Genomic DNA, 18,533 nt, shown 5'->3' on the forward strand with positions numbered 1-18,533 from the left:
TGCCGGCAAACCCCGCAGCAGCAGCGGCGGTACGGCTCCACTCGATCGCGGTGGCCAACTGTGGTGGCGCGCAGTGAAACGTGCGGCGCGCCACGATGCGGGAGTCGTGATCGACCACCGCGACGACCTGTTTGTTCGATGCCAGATCGATCGCGACGACCGCGTGGTCGCGGCGCACGATCCCCCGGAACCGGGTCAACCGATCGTTGCGACGCTTGTCTCCCCGACTCAAACGACTAGCCTGAGACATTGACATCCTCCTTTTGTGGTTGGGATAACCAAGCCCCTACGACCACATCAGGAGGATGTCCCAGTTACCAGCCCTTCCAGCTATTACTAGGAGCGCCCGGAGCTTGCGGAGGTCGTGGCCAACCCCCGCTCCCTGAGGAGCGCCCGGAGCTTGCGGAGGGCGCGTCACGAAGGGTCTGCCTCTCATCTCACCAGGACCCTTCGTGACGCTCGCAAGCTCGCTCCTCAGGGAGCAGGGGTTGGGCTCGCAAGCTCCGGCCTCCGCAGGGAGTAGGGACGGCAACTCCCTGACGCTAGTGAGCAGCACTCCCGAGGTACGCCTCTTCGATCCTTCCGATGTCACCGGCAAGCGACGCCGCGGAGTCCGTCAGAGCGATGTCGCCGTGGACCAGCACCACTGCCCGATCCGCGATGCCGAGGGCCAGGCGAACATGCTGCTCGACGAGAACCACCGCGGTGCCCTCGGTGTCGGCGACATCCCGCAGGACGGGCAGGATCGATTCGACAACGATGGGTGCGAGTCCCATGCTCAGTTCGTCGATCAGCAGCACTCTCGGCTGCTGCAACAGCGCACGCCCGATCGCGAGCATCTGCTGCTCTCCCCCGGACAGCTCGCCCGCGGCGACCTTGAGTCGGTCTCTGAGCGCCGGGAAGTGGTCGAGCACCCGGTCGACGGCGTCGGTCCGAGCCGCCCCGCGTCGTCGAATGGCCAGCTGGAGGTTCTGTCGGGTCGTGAGCTGCTTGAACAGCGACCGGTCGTCCGGAACCAGGACGAGTCCGGCACGCACGGCCGCGCGCGCATCCCCCGCCCGAACCGTGTGACCGCCGACGCTGACCTCGCCATCGAGGCGCGGAAGCAGACCGGCAAGGGTGGTGAGCAGCGTCGTCTTTCCGGCTCCGTTCGGTCCGAGCAGGGCGACAATCTCTCCCGCCTCGACGGACAGGTCGAGACCGTGGACGCAGGCTTTGCCGCGTGAGTACCCGGCGTCGAGACCGCGGCATTCGAGGACCGTCACGGCGTCATCTCCTTGGTCGTCGAATGTGGCTCGGAGACTGCGCTGTCCGTTGGCGACGAATCCTCGGACCCCGCCACCGCCGACGACGGCGTACCGAGGTAGGCGTTGACGACTGCCGGTGAGCGTCGAATCTCGTCCGGGGTGCCTTCGGCGATGACGGATCCGAGGTCGAGGACGATGACCCGGTCGCACAGGCTCAGTACGAGATCCATGTCGTGGTCGACGAGGAGCATGGAAACCCCGTGTGCGCGTGCGGCGCGCAACCTGTCGCCCAGCCATCGACTCTCGGTGCTGTCGAGTCCGGCGGCCGGCTCGTCGAGCAGTGCGACCTCGGGCCGGCCGGCCAGCACGCGCGCCACCGCGACGAGTTGACGCTGCCCCTGGGAGAGATCAGCGGCCACAACGTCACCGAGTTGGCTGATCTCCAGCATCCGCAGCACGTTGCGGACATTGTCGGCCGTGTCGCCCGGCGCGCGACGCGCGGCAATCGCCAGGTTCTCGGCGACCGACAACTCGCCGTACAGCTCGATGTCCTGGAAGGTCCGACCGAGTCCAGCGCGGCTGCGGCGGTGTGGGGCCAGACCGTCGAGGGTCGTGCCACCGAGGGCCACCGTTCCGTCGGCGGTTGCGAAACCGCTGATGGCGTCGATGAGCGTCGTCTTGCCGGCGCCGTTGGGGCCGATCAGGCCGACGATCTCGCCGGATCGCAAGTCGAAGCTGACGCGGTCGACAGCAGTGACCGCCCCGTAACGCACCGTGACGTCGCGGGCCGAGAGCAGAACCTTGCCGCTGGTCGGTGGACTGGCAGGCGTCGTCGGTGCGGTCTGATCGTCGACCTGAGGCGGTGCCGGTGGACGGCGCCGACCCGGCAGCGGGATCTTGTGCAGATAGCCGATGACGCCGTCGGGGCTGGTGACGACGGTGAGCACCAACAGAATTCCGCTGATCAGCATGTAGTAATCGCCGAAGGATCCGTACTTGTCGGCGACGAAGTACATCACCCCGCCCGGCGCGATGATCCCGGCGAGGATCGCTCCCGAGATCGACGTCACGCCGGCGATGTAGAAGACGGCGAAGAGTCCGATACCGGCGAAGACGGCGTAGCTACCCGCAGTGGCGAGCGTCTGCTGGTAGGCCAGCAGCGATCCGCCGAGGCCGGCGAGGAAGGATGCGATCGCGAAGGCGATGAGTTTGGTTGCGCCGACATTGATCCCGGCGGCGGCCGCCGACCGCTCGTTGGCACGCACGGCCAGCATCGACGCGCCGAGTCCGCTGCGGCGCAGCACCGCCACCCCGTACGCCACCGCGGTCAGCACGACGAGGCACAGGATGCCGAACGCGATGCGCGGATAGCCTTCGCCGGCACCGATCCCCAGGTCGATGCCGAACAACGACGGGGATTCGACAGGCGCACCCTGTAATCCGCCGTTGAGTGACGGATTGCGGAACCAGAACGCCTCGCAGAACACGGCGAGGGCGAGCGTCGCGACCATGAGCGGCAGCCCGCGCACCCGAAGAGCGGGCAGGCCGACGATCACGCCGATGACCATCGCCACGCAGGCCGCCAACAGAGGGGCAAGCGGGAACGGGATGTTCAGGTCTTCGGTGAGCCGGCTGAGGGCATAGGCACCGACGCCGGCGAGCGTCAGTTGGGCGAGCGAGACCTGTCCGGCGTAACCCGTGACGACGACCTGGGACAGCGCGATGATGCCGTAGATCATCGTGGCGATCACGGCGAGCCGGAGACTGCCGGAGGTGGTGACGAGTGCCAGTACCGCGACGACGACACCGACGATCCCCGGGATTACCAGACTGTTCGGACGCGGTGACCGGCCGAGGTCGTTGCGGGTGACCGCGCCACGGCCCGGCAACGGACGCCCGCGGATGAGGAGGAAGCCGATGATGAGGATCAGCGGGACCGCCTCGGCCACACCGGCGTCGGGCATCCAGTCCCAGGTGGTCTGCAGTTTCGTGGCCTCGGACTGCAGCATGCCGATGACGAGTCCGGCACCGACGGTGATCGATATCGCGGTGAAGTTGCCGACCAGCGCCGCCGCGAGGGCCGGCACGATGAACATCGTGTAGGCCACGGGATTGAGTGGAACGATCGGTGCGATGAGCACGCCGCCGAGACCGGCAGTTGCCGACGACAACGCCCAGTTGGCGACCGCGATCCGGTCCGGTGAGAGGCCGGTGACGAGTGCACCCTTCTCGGATTCGGCGGCTGCCTCGGTCGCCACGCCGAAGCGCGTGTAGCGCAACACGAGTCCCGCGCAGATCGCGAGTCCCACGATGACCACCGCGAGCATCAGACGGTCCGTCGGAACGGCGCTCGAACCGATCGTGAACGTGTCGACCTTGAAGATAGGTCCGACGCTCGGTGCGTTCTCGCCGACCCGCAGCGCGATGAGCGCCTGGATCACGAGCATCAGACCGATCGCGGCGACCGCCTTCGCCAGAGCCGGCGCCGCACGCATCGGACGGAACACGAGCAGGTAGAGGATGACACCGAGGATTGCGGCGACGACCACGGAGATGAGCAGCGCTGCACCGACTCCCAGGTCGGAGCCGAGTGAGATCGTCGCCGGGAAGCCGGGTATCGGGTTGAGGAGTTCCCCCTGGCGCAGAAAGGCGTAGGTGTAGGCGGCGTACAGCGCCACGGCGCCGGTGGCGAAGTTGACGACGCCGGAACTCTTGAACGTCATCACCAGAGCCAGGCCGAGGGCGGCGAAGACGGCACCGTTGCCGAGGCCGAGAACCAGGAATGCGAGATGGTCGGTCATGGAACTCCCACATGGAGGTGCGGCGATCGGGGGCCGCGTCGATGCGGCCCCCGATCTGTGGAGGAACTAGTTGTTGGTGACGACGGTGTTCTCGAGCTTCGCGTCGGCGGTCACGTCGCTGACCAGGATCGCCTTGCTGCACAGCGACGTCAGCGGCGGGAACGCCTGGCCGTTGCAGGTGAAGGTGATGCCGGGTGCGGCCGGTAGCGGGACATCCTTCGCCTGCGACAGTGCCGTGGTGAACGTCTGCGCGTCGACGGTGCCCTCGAGTCCGTTCAGTTCGCCGAGTGCGGTCATGACCTGGTATCCGATGTAGGCGAGGCCGGCCGGGTCGGTGTCGGGCGCGTATTGCGCCATCACGCTGCGGTATTGGGTGACGCTCGGGTCGTCGGAGCTGAGGTTGACCGTGGTGAACGCCTTGGCGCCGGAGACCGCTTCGTTGCCGACGGCGTCGAGGACGGGCTTGTCGAGGCAGCTGGCGATCAGGTACTTCGAAGCGTCGGGTGCGACGGTCTGGAGGGTCTTGAGGACCGAGATGCACTGGCGGGTGTCGCCGAGGATGCTGACGGCATCCGGGTTGTCGGCGAGGCCGGCGGTGATCTGCGGGGTCAGGTCGGCGGCGCCGACCGGCACGGTGACGACGTTGAGTGTGACGCCGGCACGCTGGAACATCGGGTCGCCCAGGGCTTTCACCGACGCGGCCGCGTCACCGGAATCGCCGATGATCAGCGTGACCTTCTTGAGTCCGTCCTTGGCTGCGGTCGCGGCTTGTCCCGCGAGAACGGCGACGATTCCGCCGGAGAGCATGAACGAGCCGGGGGTAGCCATCTCGGCCTGTGACACGGGGGCCTGAGCGACGAACGGGATCTTCGCGCCGGCGATGATCGGCAGCATGACCGCGCCCTGCGCGCCCAGCGGCGAGACGACGACCGAAACCTGCTGCTCCACCATCTGATTCGCGCACTTGGTGGCCGAGGCGGGCTCTTCCTGCTGCTTGCACACCACCAGTTCGATCTGGTGGCCGCCGATGCCGCCGCCGTTGTTGTTCAGATATTCGACGGCGGCTTCGCTGCCCTCGCGCACCATCGGCGTCGTCACGGCACCGCCCTCGGGCACGATCAGCCCGACCTTGACCGGGTCGCCCGTGGCCGGATTGCTGGGGAGCTGGCTGGTCTCGCCGGCGGTGGAGCTCTCTGAGCTGTCGTCGGCGCAGGCCGTCAGTGCTCCGAGCGCGAGCACCCCGGAACAGCCGATCACCGTCGCGGTCCGAAGCACGCGCCTGAGTGCACTGGGTGATTTCATGCGATCCCCTTCGATCGTGATTCGACAAGTCGCCGCCCCGCTGCGGAGACGGACGAAATGTCGGATTTGCTGACTCGGTGGCGACTGTAACCCGCAGGTCGCGGTCGTCGGTTGGATTCGAAATATTGTGTCCTGCAATGAGTCTCGGCTCGGTTGACGACCGGTGCGCATGGCAGCACAAGTCGTCGGTCCGGCGCCGGAAGATCCCCCGCGGTCGACTCGCGTGACGTCGTCACATGGATCGACGACCTCACACTGGACTCAGAGCAAAAAGTTAGACGCCCATCCAAACTTTGGGGGCGGAATGCAAGAATTGGTCGGTCGGGGTCGCCCCGCCCACACGGAAGGCACCACTTTGACCGAAGCTCCGGCCATAGGCCGGCGGGAACGCAACAAGCAGCAGACGCGCGAACGCCTGCTGATCGCTGCGCGCGAACTGCTCGCCTCCGAGGGGAGCGCCGCGACGGTCGAGTCGATCGCCGAGCGTGCCGAGGTGTCGCGGGCGACGTTCTTCAACTACTTTCCGAGCAAGGATGACCTGCTCACCGATCTGTATGCCCAGCTGATGGGGACGTTCTCGCACGTCGTCGACGCGATGCTCGACAAGCCGCTGAGTACGTACGAGCGCGTGGTGGGTGTGTTCGTGGACTTCGCGCGGTCGTCGGTCGCCGACCCGGACTACATGCGGACGGTGACGAGCGAGATCGAACGGATTTCGTCGATGTCGGGGACGCTCGGTGAACGCAGCCACGTGTTCACGTCGGAGGTGCTGCGGCTCATCGAGCGCGGCGTCGAACAGCAGGACGTGCGCACCGATCATCCGCCGGAGTTTCTCGCCCAGATGGTCGCGGCGATCTACGTGTCGAGTATGCGGTACTGGCAGATCGATCCCGGCTTCGAGGTGAGCGAGAGCTTCGAGCGCGCCGGCCGCTACGCCGCGGAGTCGCTGCTGCCGCGGTAGGGCCGGTCAGTCGCCGGGACGTTCAACCTCGGTCTCCCACCGTTCGCGGCGTTCCTCGTCGGTCTGCTCCCACCACGGGGTTCCGCGCTCACCCAGCGCGACCTTCGCAGCCTGGACGCCCCGCCGCGACTCGGGCGCGCCCTCGGTCCGCTTCACGTCTCGACGCCACGCCATCAATATCGACTGCAGTTCGGACCTGCGTTCTTCGGGAATCAGTGGATCCGTCGCACGCCACTTACGGCCGTTGACGATGATGTGGTGGCCGTCGGGGGTGCGCTCGGGGTCTGGCATGGTTCCACGGTGCCACGCCGTTTCGCCGACCCCTGTGACCGGGATCTCGTTCGGGGTCTCACCTGGGGCTTTGTAGGAGTCCTGGGCCGACTCTCAGTGTCTGCTTATGTCAGGGAAGGTAACTTCGCCGTGTCCTTGCCGATACCAAAATGTTACCCAATCTGAGATGGACAACGCTTTGCCTCTTCACCAACTGAACGCCGACTCTTCGACGCGCCCCGCCACTCGCGCCCTGCTCGACTCGACCTCGCGCACCCGGCGGCCCGGCCGCCATCGTGCCACGTCGCACTCCACCACCCGCACGGCCCTGCGAACGGGCGCGTTCGCCGCGTTCGTCGGCGCGGTCGGCCTGAGTGCCGGCACCGCCGCGCAGGCAGCGGCGCAGCCCGCTCCCCCGCCTGCGCCGAAGATCGCGCTGCCCGAGAACGTCAAGCTGCCGGCCGGCGTGGTCCTGCCGCCTGAGCTCGACAAATTCGCTCGCGACGTTCTGCCCCCGTCGGCGTTCGGCCCGGGCAGCTTGGAGCTCCCCGGCATCAAGAAGGCAGTGAAGCCGGTCAGCGGCACCGTGACCTCAGGCTACGGCCCGCGCTGGGGCACCCATCACAACGGAGTCGACATCGCCAACAAGATCGGAACGCCCATCTACGCCGTGACCGACGGCGTCGTCCTCGAGTCCGGCCCGGCATCCGGCTTCGGCCAGTGGGTCCGCGTGAAGCAGGACGACGGCACCGTCGGCGTCTTCGGACACGTCAACGAGAGCTTCGTCCACCCCGGCCAGCATGTGCGCGCCGGCCAGAAGATCGCGACCGTCGGCAACCGCGGCCAGTCCACCGGACCCCACCTGCACTACGAGGTCTGGGATGCCAACGGCACCAAGATCAATCCCCAGGCCTGGCTCAACAAGCGTGGCGTTCACCCGTGACGATTACTCGTCTGGTCTTATTAACGATCCCACCGACTTTTTCGGTGGGATTGTTTGTCTCACAGCCAGATTCGTAGGACTTAGTCGCGCATAGCGCGAAGGGTTCCTATCCGCCTTCCGGCCGAATTCAGTCGAGAAACTTGCGAACTTCGTCGCGCACCTGCTCAATGCACGAGTATGGGGTGGTGCCGCCCATCTCGTACAGCGACAGGATGAAGATGAGGTCTTCGTAGACGTCGTTTTCGTACAGCTTGCGCTTTAGTATCTCGGCTTCGAGGTTGGCGACCGCAGCTGGGCTTTCGGGGTCCAGCATTACGTCGCTCATCGCCTGGATGAGTTGAAGGTCTGGGGGTGGTTTGTTCTCGGCTATGTGATCACGCCTTCTTATGTGACGTGGCGGCCACGTCGCAGTCGGTGACCGTCCTATAGGTGAGCACGCTAGCGTTTCCGCACGCTACCTCGTCTGGTCGCGCGCCGGGACCGCGGAGCATGTCGCGTTGCCCAAGGCGGAACCGACACGTTCCAGCGTAGCCTTTTCAGCGGGTCCGTTCGCGCCCCCACTCGATGTCTTGGTCGGCAATCAGCTCGTGCCACAGACAGATTGACACGCGACGCGGATTGATCCATGATCTGCTTCTACATCACCACCCGGCCCCCAGACTATTGGAAGTTCGAAGCCGCATCTTCCAGGGTGGACAGAGCTGCGTCTCTCGCTCCGATCGACGACGAATCGTCGGGATACACCTCAAAAGTCACAATTCCTGAATCGTATCGGAGTCGTAGATCTTCTGATTCTAAGAGAATGTTGCTGGCAACTACCTTCAAATCGAAAAATCCATGACCGAAAGCAATGCCCGTAGGGGTGAGATGCAATACCAGACCGTACCCCAAGCCGACGTTAACTTGGTTGTTATCAGTGTCTACTGATTCAAGTTTGTAGTAATTGTCAAAAGGTTTTCCGAAGTTGCCATCCGGCAACTTCATGTTGATAACCACGGATTCGTATGCCGAAAAGAAACTTTCAATCGCTCTCTTTGCGGCATCAGCCAGCGTCATTGTCATTTGCACTCTCCTGTACTTCGACCAATCACTTTACTGCAACCATGCCTCAGGCACGTGGAAGCGTGGCGCGAATACGATCTGGTTGCCTCCACCCAGTAGCACGCCGCCCCCGGAAGGAATATGGGTTCCGGTCGAACCCAACTCTTGCAACTCGACTGAACCCTCGAAGAACCTTGTGCCGACGGGAACTTCGATCGAGCTCACCGCGTTTGCTTGGTTTCCCCACTTCGGATTCAAGGCGCTGTCCATTTGCGTCTGCATTGGCCCTTGTGGCATATCTCGCGACCAGAAACCGCCGACACGGCTCTTCCCAGCGGTGTGGGCGCGGTGCAGGATCAGGGGTTCCGTTGTGATCTTCTCCGTGTACACACCTCCACGAAACGTCTGAACCGTGTCTGGTGGAAGGGGACCAACCTCGTGCGGTCCATATTTACGTACAGTCTCGGCACCATCGCAAGGCGTCAAGCCTGTTGGGTCGCAGTTTGACGCTGGGTTCGCGGGATAGGTGTGCGGATTCGGCGCAGGTGCCAATCCCAGCGGATCTGGACTTATGTATCGCCCACTTCCGGGATGGTAGTGCCGGTACCGGTTGTAGTGAAGGCCGCTCTCATCATCCGCGTACTGACCGGGGAACGCCCACGGCGTTGACAAGCCAACCCACGTGCTCTCGCCGTAGAGCGTTCGCGCCGCGTGCCCGGCGACTTCCCCGGTGCGCGGGTCGATAAGTGCTGTCGGTGTCGCGATCTGATCAGTGACGATCGCGAAGAACTCTCGATCGACTTCGGTTTGGGTCCACTCGACCGGCCTGGACGGCGCGACCGTAGGTGACCCGAGGCTCAGGCTCACGTCGGCGTCGGGTGCGCGGTTTCTTGAGTCAGCATCTTCCGTGGCGGTGATCAATTCTGTACTGCGTGTCTGCGCCATAGGTGTGTACGCGTAGCGCGCGAACGTCCAGGTAGTCGCCGTTACTCCAGCGTTTCTTCCGGCGTCCGGTGCATCCGGCACTGACTCCGTCTGTTCGACCAGCTGCTCGCCGTGCCAGTGGAACCGGGTGACCGCTCCGGTTGCCGTGTTGGTCTTGCTCAGTCGACGTCCCAAGTGGTCGTACGTGTACGTCCAGGTCGTCCCGTCGGGAGTGGTAACGCTGCGTAGCCGATCGTGAGCGTCCCAGACGTAATGCCACACATCGGGTTTGCGCGACAATCGCCTGCGACTCATCGTGGTGAGGCGGCCGGCGCGATCGTACCGGTACGACGTCCGGCCGTCGTCGACGAGCAGGGTGCCGGAGTATTGCCAGCGGGGGCCCTTCGAGGCTCGGCTAGCGCCTAGCACCTCAGGGGACGCGGGCTGAGCGGTCGCTGGACGCGAGCCCGTGATCCCGTAATCGGTGATGTTGCCGGTCGCGTCGTAGGTCAATTGCTCCGAGTTGGACACACCGACCGCCGCAGTGATCCGTCCAAGTACATCGACCTGGTAGTCGGTCCGGCCGCGATTGGCGAGCGTCGTCGTCGAAGCGGTCAGGATGCCGTCGGCGCGGTAGGTGTACTCGGCTCGTGCGACGGTGCGTTCCGGTCTCCCGCCGGCCGATCCACTCGAACCGAGGTTCAGCGTCGAAGGATTGACAGAGACCGTCGCAATCGACCGCCCGATGAGCCGTCCGACCGGATCCCACGACGAATCGATGGCCGTGCCCTCGAAGCGTCGGCGCTGCTCGCGACCGGACGCGTCGGTGGTGATGTCACACGTACGACCCGCCGTCGAAATGAAGTCGAGCACGCCGCGCGGGTCGTACCCGTAGCGTGTGTGTACCGCCGTCGGCGTCGTCACCGATGCCGAACGCCCCGCGCCCGTCCAACCAGACTCGATCACCCAGTCCGCGGATCCGTCGTTCACGCCGGTCAATAGCGGCATTCCCGCCGACGTATACGTCGAGTGCCACCGCCCGAACGCGCCGACGACACTCTCCGGTCGCCCGGCGGAATCGTAGCTGTACTCGGTGACTTCCCCGTCGAAGTCGGGGCTGACCGGGTCCGAACTGCGTTCAGCGACAACACGACCGGCTGCGTCGTACTCGAACGCTACAGTCTGCCCGGCCGCGTTCGTCCGCGTAGCGAGCCGTCCGCCCGCGTCGTAAGTGTAAGTCGTTGTCGCGTTGTTGAAGTCGATCTCGGACTGCAGCGAGCCGTCCGGGTTGTACGAGTAGCTCCACACCAGACCGTCGGGGTTGGTGACAGCGACGAGCCGTCGTGCGGTGTCATAGGTGAACGCGGTTCGCGAACCATCCGCATCGATCCGCGCGACCGGCAGGTCGTAGTGGCCGTACTCCCAACGCGTGGTCGCGCCGACGGGATCGACGTAGGCGACGCAATTGCCCTCGCCGTCGTACTCCCACCGCGACTGTCCACCATCGGGAGCGATGAGACTGGTCCGGTTGCCCATCGCGTCGTACCCGACGGTGGTTCTGGCGCCCTCGGCGTCGACGACCTCGACCGGCCGCCCGAACGCGTCGAACGCGATCCGCGTCGTGTTGCCGAGCATGTCGATGATCTCGGTGGGTAGTCCGGCCGCGTTGTTGCGGTAGCGAACCATCACGCCGTCGGGATCCGTGAGCGACGTCAGTGCGCCGTGTTCGTCGTAGGTGTACGACGTGACCGCGCCGGCATTGTCGGTCACCGTCAGCGGACTTCCACTGTCGGTGTACGCGATACGCGTGGTGACCGGGCCCGGTTCGATGATCCGATCCGGCCGTCCCGGACCCGCGTAACTCACTTCCGTCGCTGCGCCGTCGGGTCCGACGATCCGCTCGACATCACCGAAAGCGTTGTAGTGCAGCCGTGTCGACAGTCCATCTGCACCGGTGAGCACCATCGGTTGTCGACTGTCGTTGTAGTCGGTCCGGGTGATCCGACCCAGTGCGTCGATCTCCTGCCGCACCCGATTGTCTGCATCGATGCCGTACAGGGTCGTCGCGCCGACGGCGTCGGTGTAGGTCGTCATCGACCCGGGGCCCGCCGTCCGGAGCCTGTATTCGAACCGCCCGGACCACACTCCGTTCATGCCGGACTGGATGGTCACACGGCCGAGGTCGTCGTACCGGTTCCAGTACTCCATCCCGATCGAGTCGCGCCACCAGGTCATCCGCCCGGCGTCGTCGTAGCCGAAACGCGTTGTCGCACCGACGGCGTTGGTCGACGCCGCGAGATGGCCGCGGTGGTAGGTGAACGTGCACAACTGCTGGTCGGCCGGAACGCCGTCCACCCCGGCTACCAGGCGGTACCCCAGGATCCGAGCACCGTCGCACTGCACATCGATGCGGTAGCCGGCAGAATGCTCGACCGCAGAGGGTCTTCCATGCTCGTCGAACACGAAACGGATGCGGTTGTGATGACGGTCGGTCATTGCGGAGACTGCGATGCTCCCGGCCGTGATGTCAACGCCGTCCAGTTCTGGGATCGGGATGAAGAACCAGCTGACGAGCGTGCGGACATGGGTCAGCTGGTACCCGTCTGTCGCCGTTGCTCGCAGTTCCCAGTCGGTGTCGTTCACGCTCCGTGACACGGAGTCATCCTGCGGCTTCGGGAAGTTCGTCATCGTGCCGTCTGCGTCGACGATGGTCACCAGGTCGTCGGAGACGATGGCGCGGGCGTCGAAGGTGGACGGGGTCGTCGGTCCGAGCCATCGACCCCACCGATGGCGCGAGCGATGCCGATGTGTGAGCCGCAGTGGCAGAACCCCGGGTAGGTCGACGTCGGTCAGGGGAAGGAAGTATTCGCCGGTCGCGACGTTGACGGGTTCGCCATTGCTGCGACACTGCTCGGGCGCCTCATTGCCCTCGCTGGTGTCGGCGCGTTCCGTCGAGCCCGCGTCGGTGCGTTCGGGGTGGGCGGGGTCGATCGGTTCGCCGGTGTCGTTGTCCGGGGCGGAGTTATCGACGTCCGGGTTGTCGCCGTCGGGTCGGTTGCCAGGTGCGGGATCGCGCGGCGACGAAGGCGCCTCGGGGCTCGCCGGACGAGGACTGGCCGGTGACGGGCGTTCCGGTGTGAACGGGCGGTCGGGGACCACTGCCGGCGGGATCGGCCGGTCGTCGGGTCCGGTGCGCGGCGGGTTGGGTGTTGTGTCCGGCGTGTTCCGCACGGTGGGTTCGGGCACGTGATGGGTGTTCGACGGAACCGGGCGGCTGCGGTCCAGGTCGCGCGGTGTCGTCGATTCCGGTGTGGTGCGCGCGGGCGGCGTGCGGTCCGGGGTGTGATCGGGTGCGCGCGGAGGTGTCGTGGGAGCGTCCGCACGCGCCGGGGCGCCGGGACCGGCCGGCGTCGGAGCGGGTTTCGATTGCGCGGGATCGGGTGTGGCGTGCGGCGTCGACACCGGAGGGTGCCCGGCGACCGGTGCTACGGGTCCGGTTGCAGGGGTGTCAGCGTGTTCGGGCGTGCGCGTCGGGGTCTCGACGACGTCGGGTCGAGTCGTCGGCGCGTCGGGATGGATCGACCCCGGCGTGGGGCGTGGACCAGGCGCGTCTGGGTCGGGTCGCGTGTGAGGTGTTGTCGGACTTGCTGGTTCGTCGGCTTTAGGCGGGTGCCCGCTCGTCGGCTCGTCGTGCCGGGTCGGGTTCCGGTCGACGACGGGCTCGTCGGGCTTGGGCACCGACGGTTCATGGTGCGTCGGGTTCGGTGCGCCATCGCGGTCGACGGCGTTGTGTCCGGGAGTGGACTGGCCGGGTGAGTGGTCGCCACCGGGTGCGGCTGCGGGAGTGGTGGTGTCGCCGCGGTTGGGTCCGGGCGGGTCGTCGTCGCCCAGGTTTCGTGGTCCAGAGGGATTGTCCGTGGGTCCCGGCGTGGGTGATCCCGGTCCGTCGGAAACGGGCGAGGGAGTGGGCTCGGGATTCGGAGTGGGCGCGGGGGTCTCGGGACCGGGTGTGTGCGGGCCGGGGCCGCCGACAGGTCCGCCGGCAACGGGCTGGTCCGGGGATGCTGCGTCAGGGCGTGGTGCAGGCGGTTCAGGCGCTCCCCCGCTGGGCGGAGTGTCGACGGCGCCCGGCGATGGTGTGCCGGCGTCGGGAGTGGTAGCTGGATTCGGTGAGCCGGCGGGCGCAGGTGGTTCGGGGGCCGGAGCGTCCGGCGCGGGACCGTCAGCTCTGGGGACCGGAGGCGCATTGTGGTCGACGGCGAGGTCGGGACCTTGTCGTCCAGGTAGGTCGGCACTGGGGCTGGCGCCAGGCGTGTTCGGCGACGATCCCTGCGGCACGGGCGACGGGAGCGGACGCCCGGCGGGCGCGTCTGGTCTGGACGGCGAGGGGCTGGGTGACGGGGTCGCGTGACGACCGGGTTTCGTCAGCCCGGACAAGACGTTGGCACCCTTCGGCACCGGTGCCACAGATCCAGCCACCGTCCCGATCAAGTTCCCCAGCGACTCGGCTGGATCAGTTGACCATCCCCCTCCGGCGAGGCTTCGGACGAACTCGTCAGGGTTGGCAACCTGGTCGGTGATGCCCATGATCACGCTCGCCGAATTGCGCAGATACTGATGCGGGTTGGCGATGTTGTAAGGATTCTGCGGGCTCAGCATGGTGAGTCCTTTGACAAGCTCGGTCGCGGAGCCGGCTAGACCGCCTCCGTAATGGACGACACCTGTGATTCCTGCCGTCGCAATGTCTTTCGCGCCCATCTTGGCCTGGTCCAACGCCGACGGCATCGGCGGCGCCATGTTTGCCGCATCGCTTAGTTCGGCCTTTACGCCCGGGGCGGACGAGTTGCGATGGTCTCGTCCGATCTTCAGGACTCGCTGTGCCTCGGCTTTGTAACCGGGAAACGGGTTTGGTCCCGGATGAGTGGGCGGCGTGTCACGTCGATCGTGCTGGTAGTCGTCCAGTTCCTCGTTGTAGATCGTGGCCTTCTTGGCCCATTCGTCCTGCTTGCGCTCGCCCTCTTCCCAGATTCGGATGGCCTCGGCGGCCTTTTGCTGCGCGAAGGTGACGACGCCGGCCCAACCGGTCAGTGCTGCAGCTGCCTTGTTCGCGGCGTCGGCTGCAGCGAACCATTGTGGTACCTGGCTCGCTATCGCGTCACGAAACCCTGATTCGCCGGTGCCGGACCAGTCCCCGACCGACACCCCTCTTAAGCCTGCACCAGCAGCGCCAAAGCTATCTGCGAAGCCACTGAACCTGTCTGCCATAGAGGCGATCGCGGCGGGTTCGCCGAGGACCAGTTCTCTGGGGTCCTTTGTTCTCCCCAGCTCCTCCTCGTCGGGCATTGCGCCCAGGGAGTCCGCGACTTCGTCCCCGAGGTCCTCGACGCCGGTCGCAATGCTGTCGAGACCGATAGCGCGGAGGCCGCCGCCAATGATGTCCGTGGCGCCGTCGACTAACCCGCCCAAGAACTCCTTGCCGCCCTCGAGTGGATCGAACAGGCCCATCTAGTTGCCGTCCGGCGCAGGATCGGAATGACCCTCGGCGCCAGGGCCGCTAGGTGAGTCTGCGGTGAACCCGTCGCGCTCGAAGCCGTCGATCGTGTCGGTTATAAGCGACGACGGATCGACCCAGTGGTGACCGAAGGTCTTCAGGTCCTCGATGAAGGACGTTCTGTTCTCCTCGGCAAACTTCCTGTGATTCTCCATCTCCTCCGGCGTCAATGCCCATTTCGGGTCGGTGAGAGCATCGCGGTTGTGCTCGATGAGCTCGTCCCACGACTTTCCTTCGATGTCTTCCGGCTGAAGACTGGGGTCGCCGAACAGATCCATCGCGTAATTCTTGAGCTGGTCACCCGACCACTTCTCCTCGCGTTCGTAGTAGCTAGCGCCGAGTTCGAGGCCAATCGAGATCTGGGCCGCGCCAATCACGAGCGCTCTAACACCCCACTCCCAACGGGAGCAGTACTCTTCGAGGCCGCTCTTGGGGTCGGCATGGCCGATCGTCCCACCGTTGAGGTCGAGGTCGCCGTATCCGCGGCCGATCGCGGCACTGTAGTCCGAACCGACGCCCGTATCGGCGAGGCCGTTGATCACGCCGTTGATACCAGCGCTGGCCGTTGTCAGGACTTCGGGGTCGACGCGCAGATTCTCAATCATCGGACTACCTCGCCCTCATCGTCGTAGTAGCAGTGCGGTGTTAGCTCGCGGGATGGCGGGAACGTCATCGCCGAAGGTGTCGCAGGATCGACGACTAGGCCGGTGGGTTCGGGGGCTTGGTCGAGGACTCGGTCGATCAGCACATGACCGAGAACGTCGAGGTAGCGGACCTCGTCCAGGCTGCGGTCGGTGAGCTCGGCGAAGTCACGCAGGCGTTCCGGCGTCGTGAACGCCAGCATCCAGGGGATACCGGCCTCCACCAGCGTGAACAGTCGTCCGTGGAGGTCGAGAGGAACGGCGAGTGTGGCATCGCGGAGGGCATCGTAAAGCCGAGGTGGATCGCCGAAACCGGACAAATACGCCCGCACCTCATCGACATATGTCGTCATCACCGGACTCCCCCGCAGTCATCACCGTGTGCCGGTTGATGCTAGATCATGAAGCTGGAGTTCTCGCGGTGGTGTCCACAGGTCGGCTGAACCCGTATTCGCGGTGACACGCCAGGTTGGGTGCCGTCCCATTTCTGTCCGCGAAGACTCCGGAATCTCGTTTCTGCTCTAAGCCCCTGTGTTGAGTGGACGAGAACCCCCCACTACGCACATGTCGCGAGTTCGTCCACAACTCGGCGGCCCCCGTCACAATGACCCCGCGTCGTACTAGTCTGTTCGACGAGTCGGCCCCAGCAAGGGTCCGTCACCGGGAGGGGGACCCATGAGCACGCCATTCGCCGACGACTCTCTGCTGCCCCAGGCCGTCCCGGAAACGCCCGTCAGCCCGCACGGTCGAGGAACTGTACTGCGATCAGAGCGAGCTGACTGGGAGCGTCGGGCTGCTGTGGCTGAGCAGGTAACTAGCGATCTGACTTCCGCCCTTGAGGGGCTTAATGGCATTCTTCGCTCGAACTATTTTGGCGACTGTCGCGAAGGTGAGGGTGTTTTCGACGGTCTGACACGTGCGACGGCTCAGCTGTCGAGCGACCTTACCCGCGGCGTGTACAGGGCTTCAGCGCTCGGCGAACGATGCCGTGCGGCCGCGACATCAATCGAGCAGGTTGATATGGAGGGTGCGGCCGACTTTGCAACTTAGAGAGGGTGCGGTAGCAGTAGCGATCGTTGCACTGGCCGGTCCGATGTTCGGCGCCTGCGCGGTAAATGGAACACCGGTGCCCGTCCCATCGTCCGCCGACTCGTCGTCATCCAGCATGTCTGCGCCGATCCGACAAACCGATAACTTCGGACGCACGCTGCCATTCGAGACGAATTTCCCGAACCGATGGAACATTAATAACGACGGCAGTTCATACGAACCGTGTACTCAGATTCCCGTGACCGTTGTCCGTGAGTTCGGTCTAGAGGAGTCGACCGTCTCGGACGTTGCTGCGTCGGACTTCCAGACCGCCCGCGGATGTCGGTGGAGGTTCCAAGATGATCGTCGTTCTTCACTCGCCCAGTCTGTGGGCAACTTGATCCGGCCACCGGAGGGTCTCGGTGGATACAAGGGGATGTACTCATCGAGCACGACATGGTTTATGGACACGGAGATTGATGGCCGACCCGTCCTAGTTGGGTCATATATGGACGCAGAGTGCGGGGCCATAGTTCGTTCGGGAGACGCCGTCGTCATTACCTCGGTGCTTCGGCTAGGAGCCGACCCGCCGCCGCCGACTCGCCAAACTTGCGACATTGCCGTCGATTTCCTCCGTGCGACACTCGACCAGATTCCGATTTGAGGCATTCCGGCCACCCGATTGCGCAGCAACTATTCGGTCGCCCTTGGGAGCTCTTGCTGACAAAACGAGGGACGACCGGCTTAAAAAGTCGCAGAAATGTCTAGCGCCAGGTGCTGGAATTATACTTCGGTGACTGCGTCGAGGGAGAACGGTTCTATGGGCTGTTGGTTCCAGCGGTCGCATCACTCGCTGACCAGTGCAAGCGCCAGGCCACGCTCGCTCGAGCTCTCGGCGAACAGTGTCAGATCGCGGGTCAGGCGATAGACGAGACCGACGCGCAAGCGCCGGCGATCTGAAGGCGTAGGTGTATGTACCGGAGTATTTGTCTCCTGATGCTTGGTGCCGCCCTCGTTGGGTGCACCACCCGTGGGGCACCTCAATCGGTATCCACTCAGTCAACAGTGCAATCAACCCCGACCGCGGCAATCAGGCAAACTGATGACGCCGGGAGGCATCTGCCCTTCGAAACGAAGTTTCCCAATCGCTGGAGCATCAATAATGACGGGTCACCCTACGAGCCCTGTACTCAGGTTTCGAATAAAACGCTGCGTCAGTTCGGTCTAGTTGTAGATTCCGCAGCTGACATGGCCGGATCCGACTTCCAGACGGCTAGAGGATGCCGATGGAAGTACAGCGACGACGACATGTCCTTCGTTGCACAGTTCGTGGGGGACATCATTCGTCGCTCCGAAGGGTTGACGGGGCACAAGGCGCTGAATCTGGCAGGCAAGACCTGGTTTCCAGATACTTCCCTGAACGGGCGACGAGTCCTTGTGAGTTCGATCGGTGCCGGAGCTTGCTCGGTCTACATTCAGTCGGGTAGCGCGGTAGTAGTAACTACGGTTAGCAGGTTTGATCTGGAACCGCCCCCTACACAGGCCGTATGCGAAGTCGCGACAGACTTCCTAAGAGCAACGATGAATCAGATTCCGCCCTAGCGGCCCTGGTGTTCAGAGCCTGGGGGCGAGTGGTCGCTCTAGCGGCAGTCAGTAACTCGTACGCGCGCCGGGATCGCCCTTCTCCATTGCTGTCTGTCAACGGCCAGTTTGATGTCCCCGCTGGTGGCCAGGTGAAAGTCCCCACCCTGTGCGGGATGTTCTAGGTGGGTGGCACCTCCGTTCGGTGTGTCATGCGGTAGGAGTCGCCGTCGGTGATGACG

14 protein-coding genes are annotated in these 18,533 nt (G+C 64.8%); 4 read left to right on the forward strand and 10 right to left on the reverse strand.

The window, feature by feature from the left end; genetic code table 11:
- The 4 genes from JW364_RS22515 to JW364_RS22530 all read right to left on the reverse strand — a co-directional run.
- Positions 1-250 (reverse strand): hypothetical protein (locus JW364_RS22515; RefSeq protein WP_205334388.1); only part of this gene is annotated, 250 nt, incomplete at its 3' end.
- A 292-nt stretch (positions 251-542) separates the two neighbouring features.
- Positions 543-1,265: an ABC transporter ATP-binding protein gene (locus JW364_RS22520; protein WP_058250502.1), complete on the reverse strand. Its 723-nt coding sequence runs from the start codon at positions 1,263-1,265 to the stop codon at positions 543-545.
- Positions 1,262-4,048 carry a branched-chain amino acid ABC transporter permease/ATP-binding protein gene (locus tag JW364_RS22525; RefSeq protein WP_058250501.1) on the reverse strand — a complete coding sequence of 929 codons (2,787 nt, stop codon included), beginning with the start codon at positions 4,046-4,048 and terminating at the stop codon, positions 1,262-1,264. The genes JW364_RS22520 and JW364_RS22525 overlap by 4 nt, the downstream gene beginning before the upstream one ends.
- 66 nt (positions 4,049-4,114) lie before the next feature.
- A complete protein-coding gene (locus JW364_RS22530; protein WP_058250500.1) occupies positions 4,115-5,350 on the reverse strand; it encodes an ABC transporter substrate-binding protein in 1,236 nt (411 codons plus the stop codon).
- Between the two features lie 355 nt (positions 5,351-5,705).
- Here JW364_RS22530 and JW364_RS22535 point away from each other — a divergent pair, with 355 nt between their 5' ends.
- Positions 5,706-6,311, forward strand: coding sequence for a TetR/AcrR family transcriptional regulator (locus JW364_RS22535; RefSeq protein WP_058250499.1), 606 nt, complete (start codon positions 5,706-5,708; stop codon positions 6,309-6,311).
- A gap of 6 nt (positions 6,312-6,317) precedes the next feature.
- Here JW364_RS22535 and JW364_RS22540 read toward each other — a convergent pair whose 3' ends face one another.
- A complete protein-coding gene (locus tag JW364_RS22540; RefSeq protein ID WP_058250498.1) occupies positions 6,318-6,602 on the reverse strand; it encodes a hypothetical protein in 285 nt (94 codons plus the stop codon).
- Positions 6,603-6,768: 166 nt separating this feature from the next.
- Between JW364_RS22540 and JW364_RS22545 the strand changes: the two genes are divergently transcribed.
- Positions 6,769-7,524, forward strand: coding sequence for a M23 family metallopeptidase (locus JW364_RS22545; RefSeq protein ID WP_058250497.1), 756 nt, complete (start codon positions 6,769-6,771; stop codon positions 7,522-7,524).
- A gap of 127 nt (positions 7,525-7,651) precedes the next feature.
- On the opposite strand, the gene JW364_RS22550 is transcribed toward JW364_RS22545, so the two are convergent.
- From JW364_RS22550 to JW364_RS22570, 5 genes are all read right to left on the reverse strand, one after another.
- Positions 7,652-7,849, reverse strand: coding sequence for a hypothetical protein (locus tag JW364_RS22550; RefSeq protein ID WP_139114191.1), 198 nt, complete (start codon positions 7,847-7,849; stop codon positions 7,652-7,654).
- A 335-nt stretch (positions 7,850-8,184) separates the two neighbouring features.
- Positions 8,185-8,586 carry a hypothetical protein gene (locus JW364_RS22555; protein WP_139114190.1) on the reverse strand — a complete coding sequence of 134 codons (402 nt, stop codon included), beginning with the start codon at positions 8,584-8,586 and terminating at the stop codon, positions 8,185-8,187.
- Between the two features lie 30 nt (positions 8,587-8,616).
- Entirely contained in the window at positions 8,617-14,994 is a 6,378-nt protein-coding gene (locus JW364_RS22560) for a putative T7SS-secreted protein (protein WP_205334389.1), read from the reverse strand.
- Entirely contained in the window at positions 14,995-15,645 is a 651-nt protein-coding gene (locus tag JW364_RS22565; RefSeq protein WP_058250494.1) for a hypothetical protein, read from the reverse strand.
- Positions 15,642-16,034 (reverse strand): SseB family protein, encoded by a 393-nt coding sequence (locus JW364_RS22570; RefSeq protein WP_058250493.1) that lies wholly within the window; start codon positions 16,032-16,034, stop codon positions 15,642-15,644. Before JW364_RS22570 ends, JW364_RS22565 begins: the two co-directional genes overlap by 4 nt.
- Positions 16,035-16,774: 740 nt before the next feature.
- On the opposite strand from JW364_RS22570, the gene JW364_RS22575 reads away from it, so the two are divergent.
- Both JW364_RS22575 and JW364_RS22580 read left to right on the forward strand, forming a co-directional pair.
- The gene (locus JW364_RS22575) at positions 16,775-17,374 is read left to right on the forward strand and encodes a DUF3558 family protein (protein ID WP_078113839.1); all 600 of its coding nucleotides are present in this window, start codon (positions 16,775-16,777) and stop codon (positions 17,372-17,374) included.
- A gap of 332 nt (positions 17,375-17,706) precedes the next feature.
- Positions 17,707-18,312, forward strand: coding sequence for a DUF3558 family protein (locus tag JW364_RS22580; RefSeq protein ID WP_231742271.1), 606 nt, complete (start codon positions 17,707-17,709; stop codon positions 18,310-18,312).
- Positions 18,313-18,533 lie beyond the last annotated feature (221 nt).

It is taken from the genome of Gordonia sp. BP-119, from assembly GCF_016924115.1.
Classification (GTDB): domain Bacteria; phylum Actinomycetota; class Actinomycetes; order Mycobacteriales; family Mycobacteriaceae; genus Gordonia; species Gordonia hongkongensis.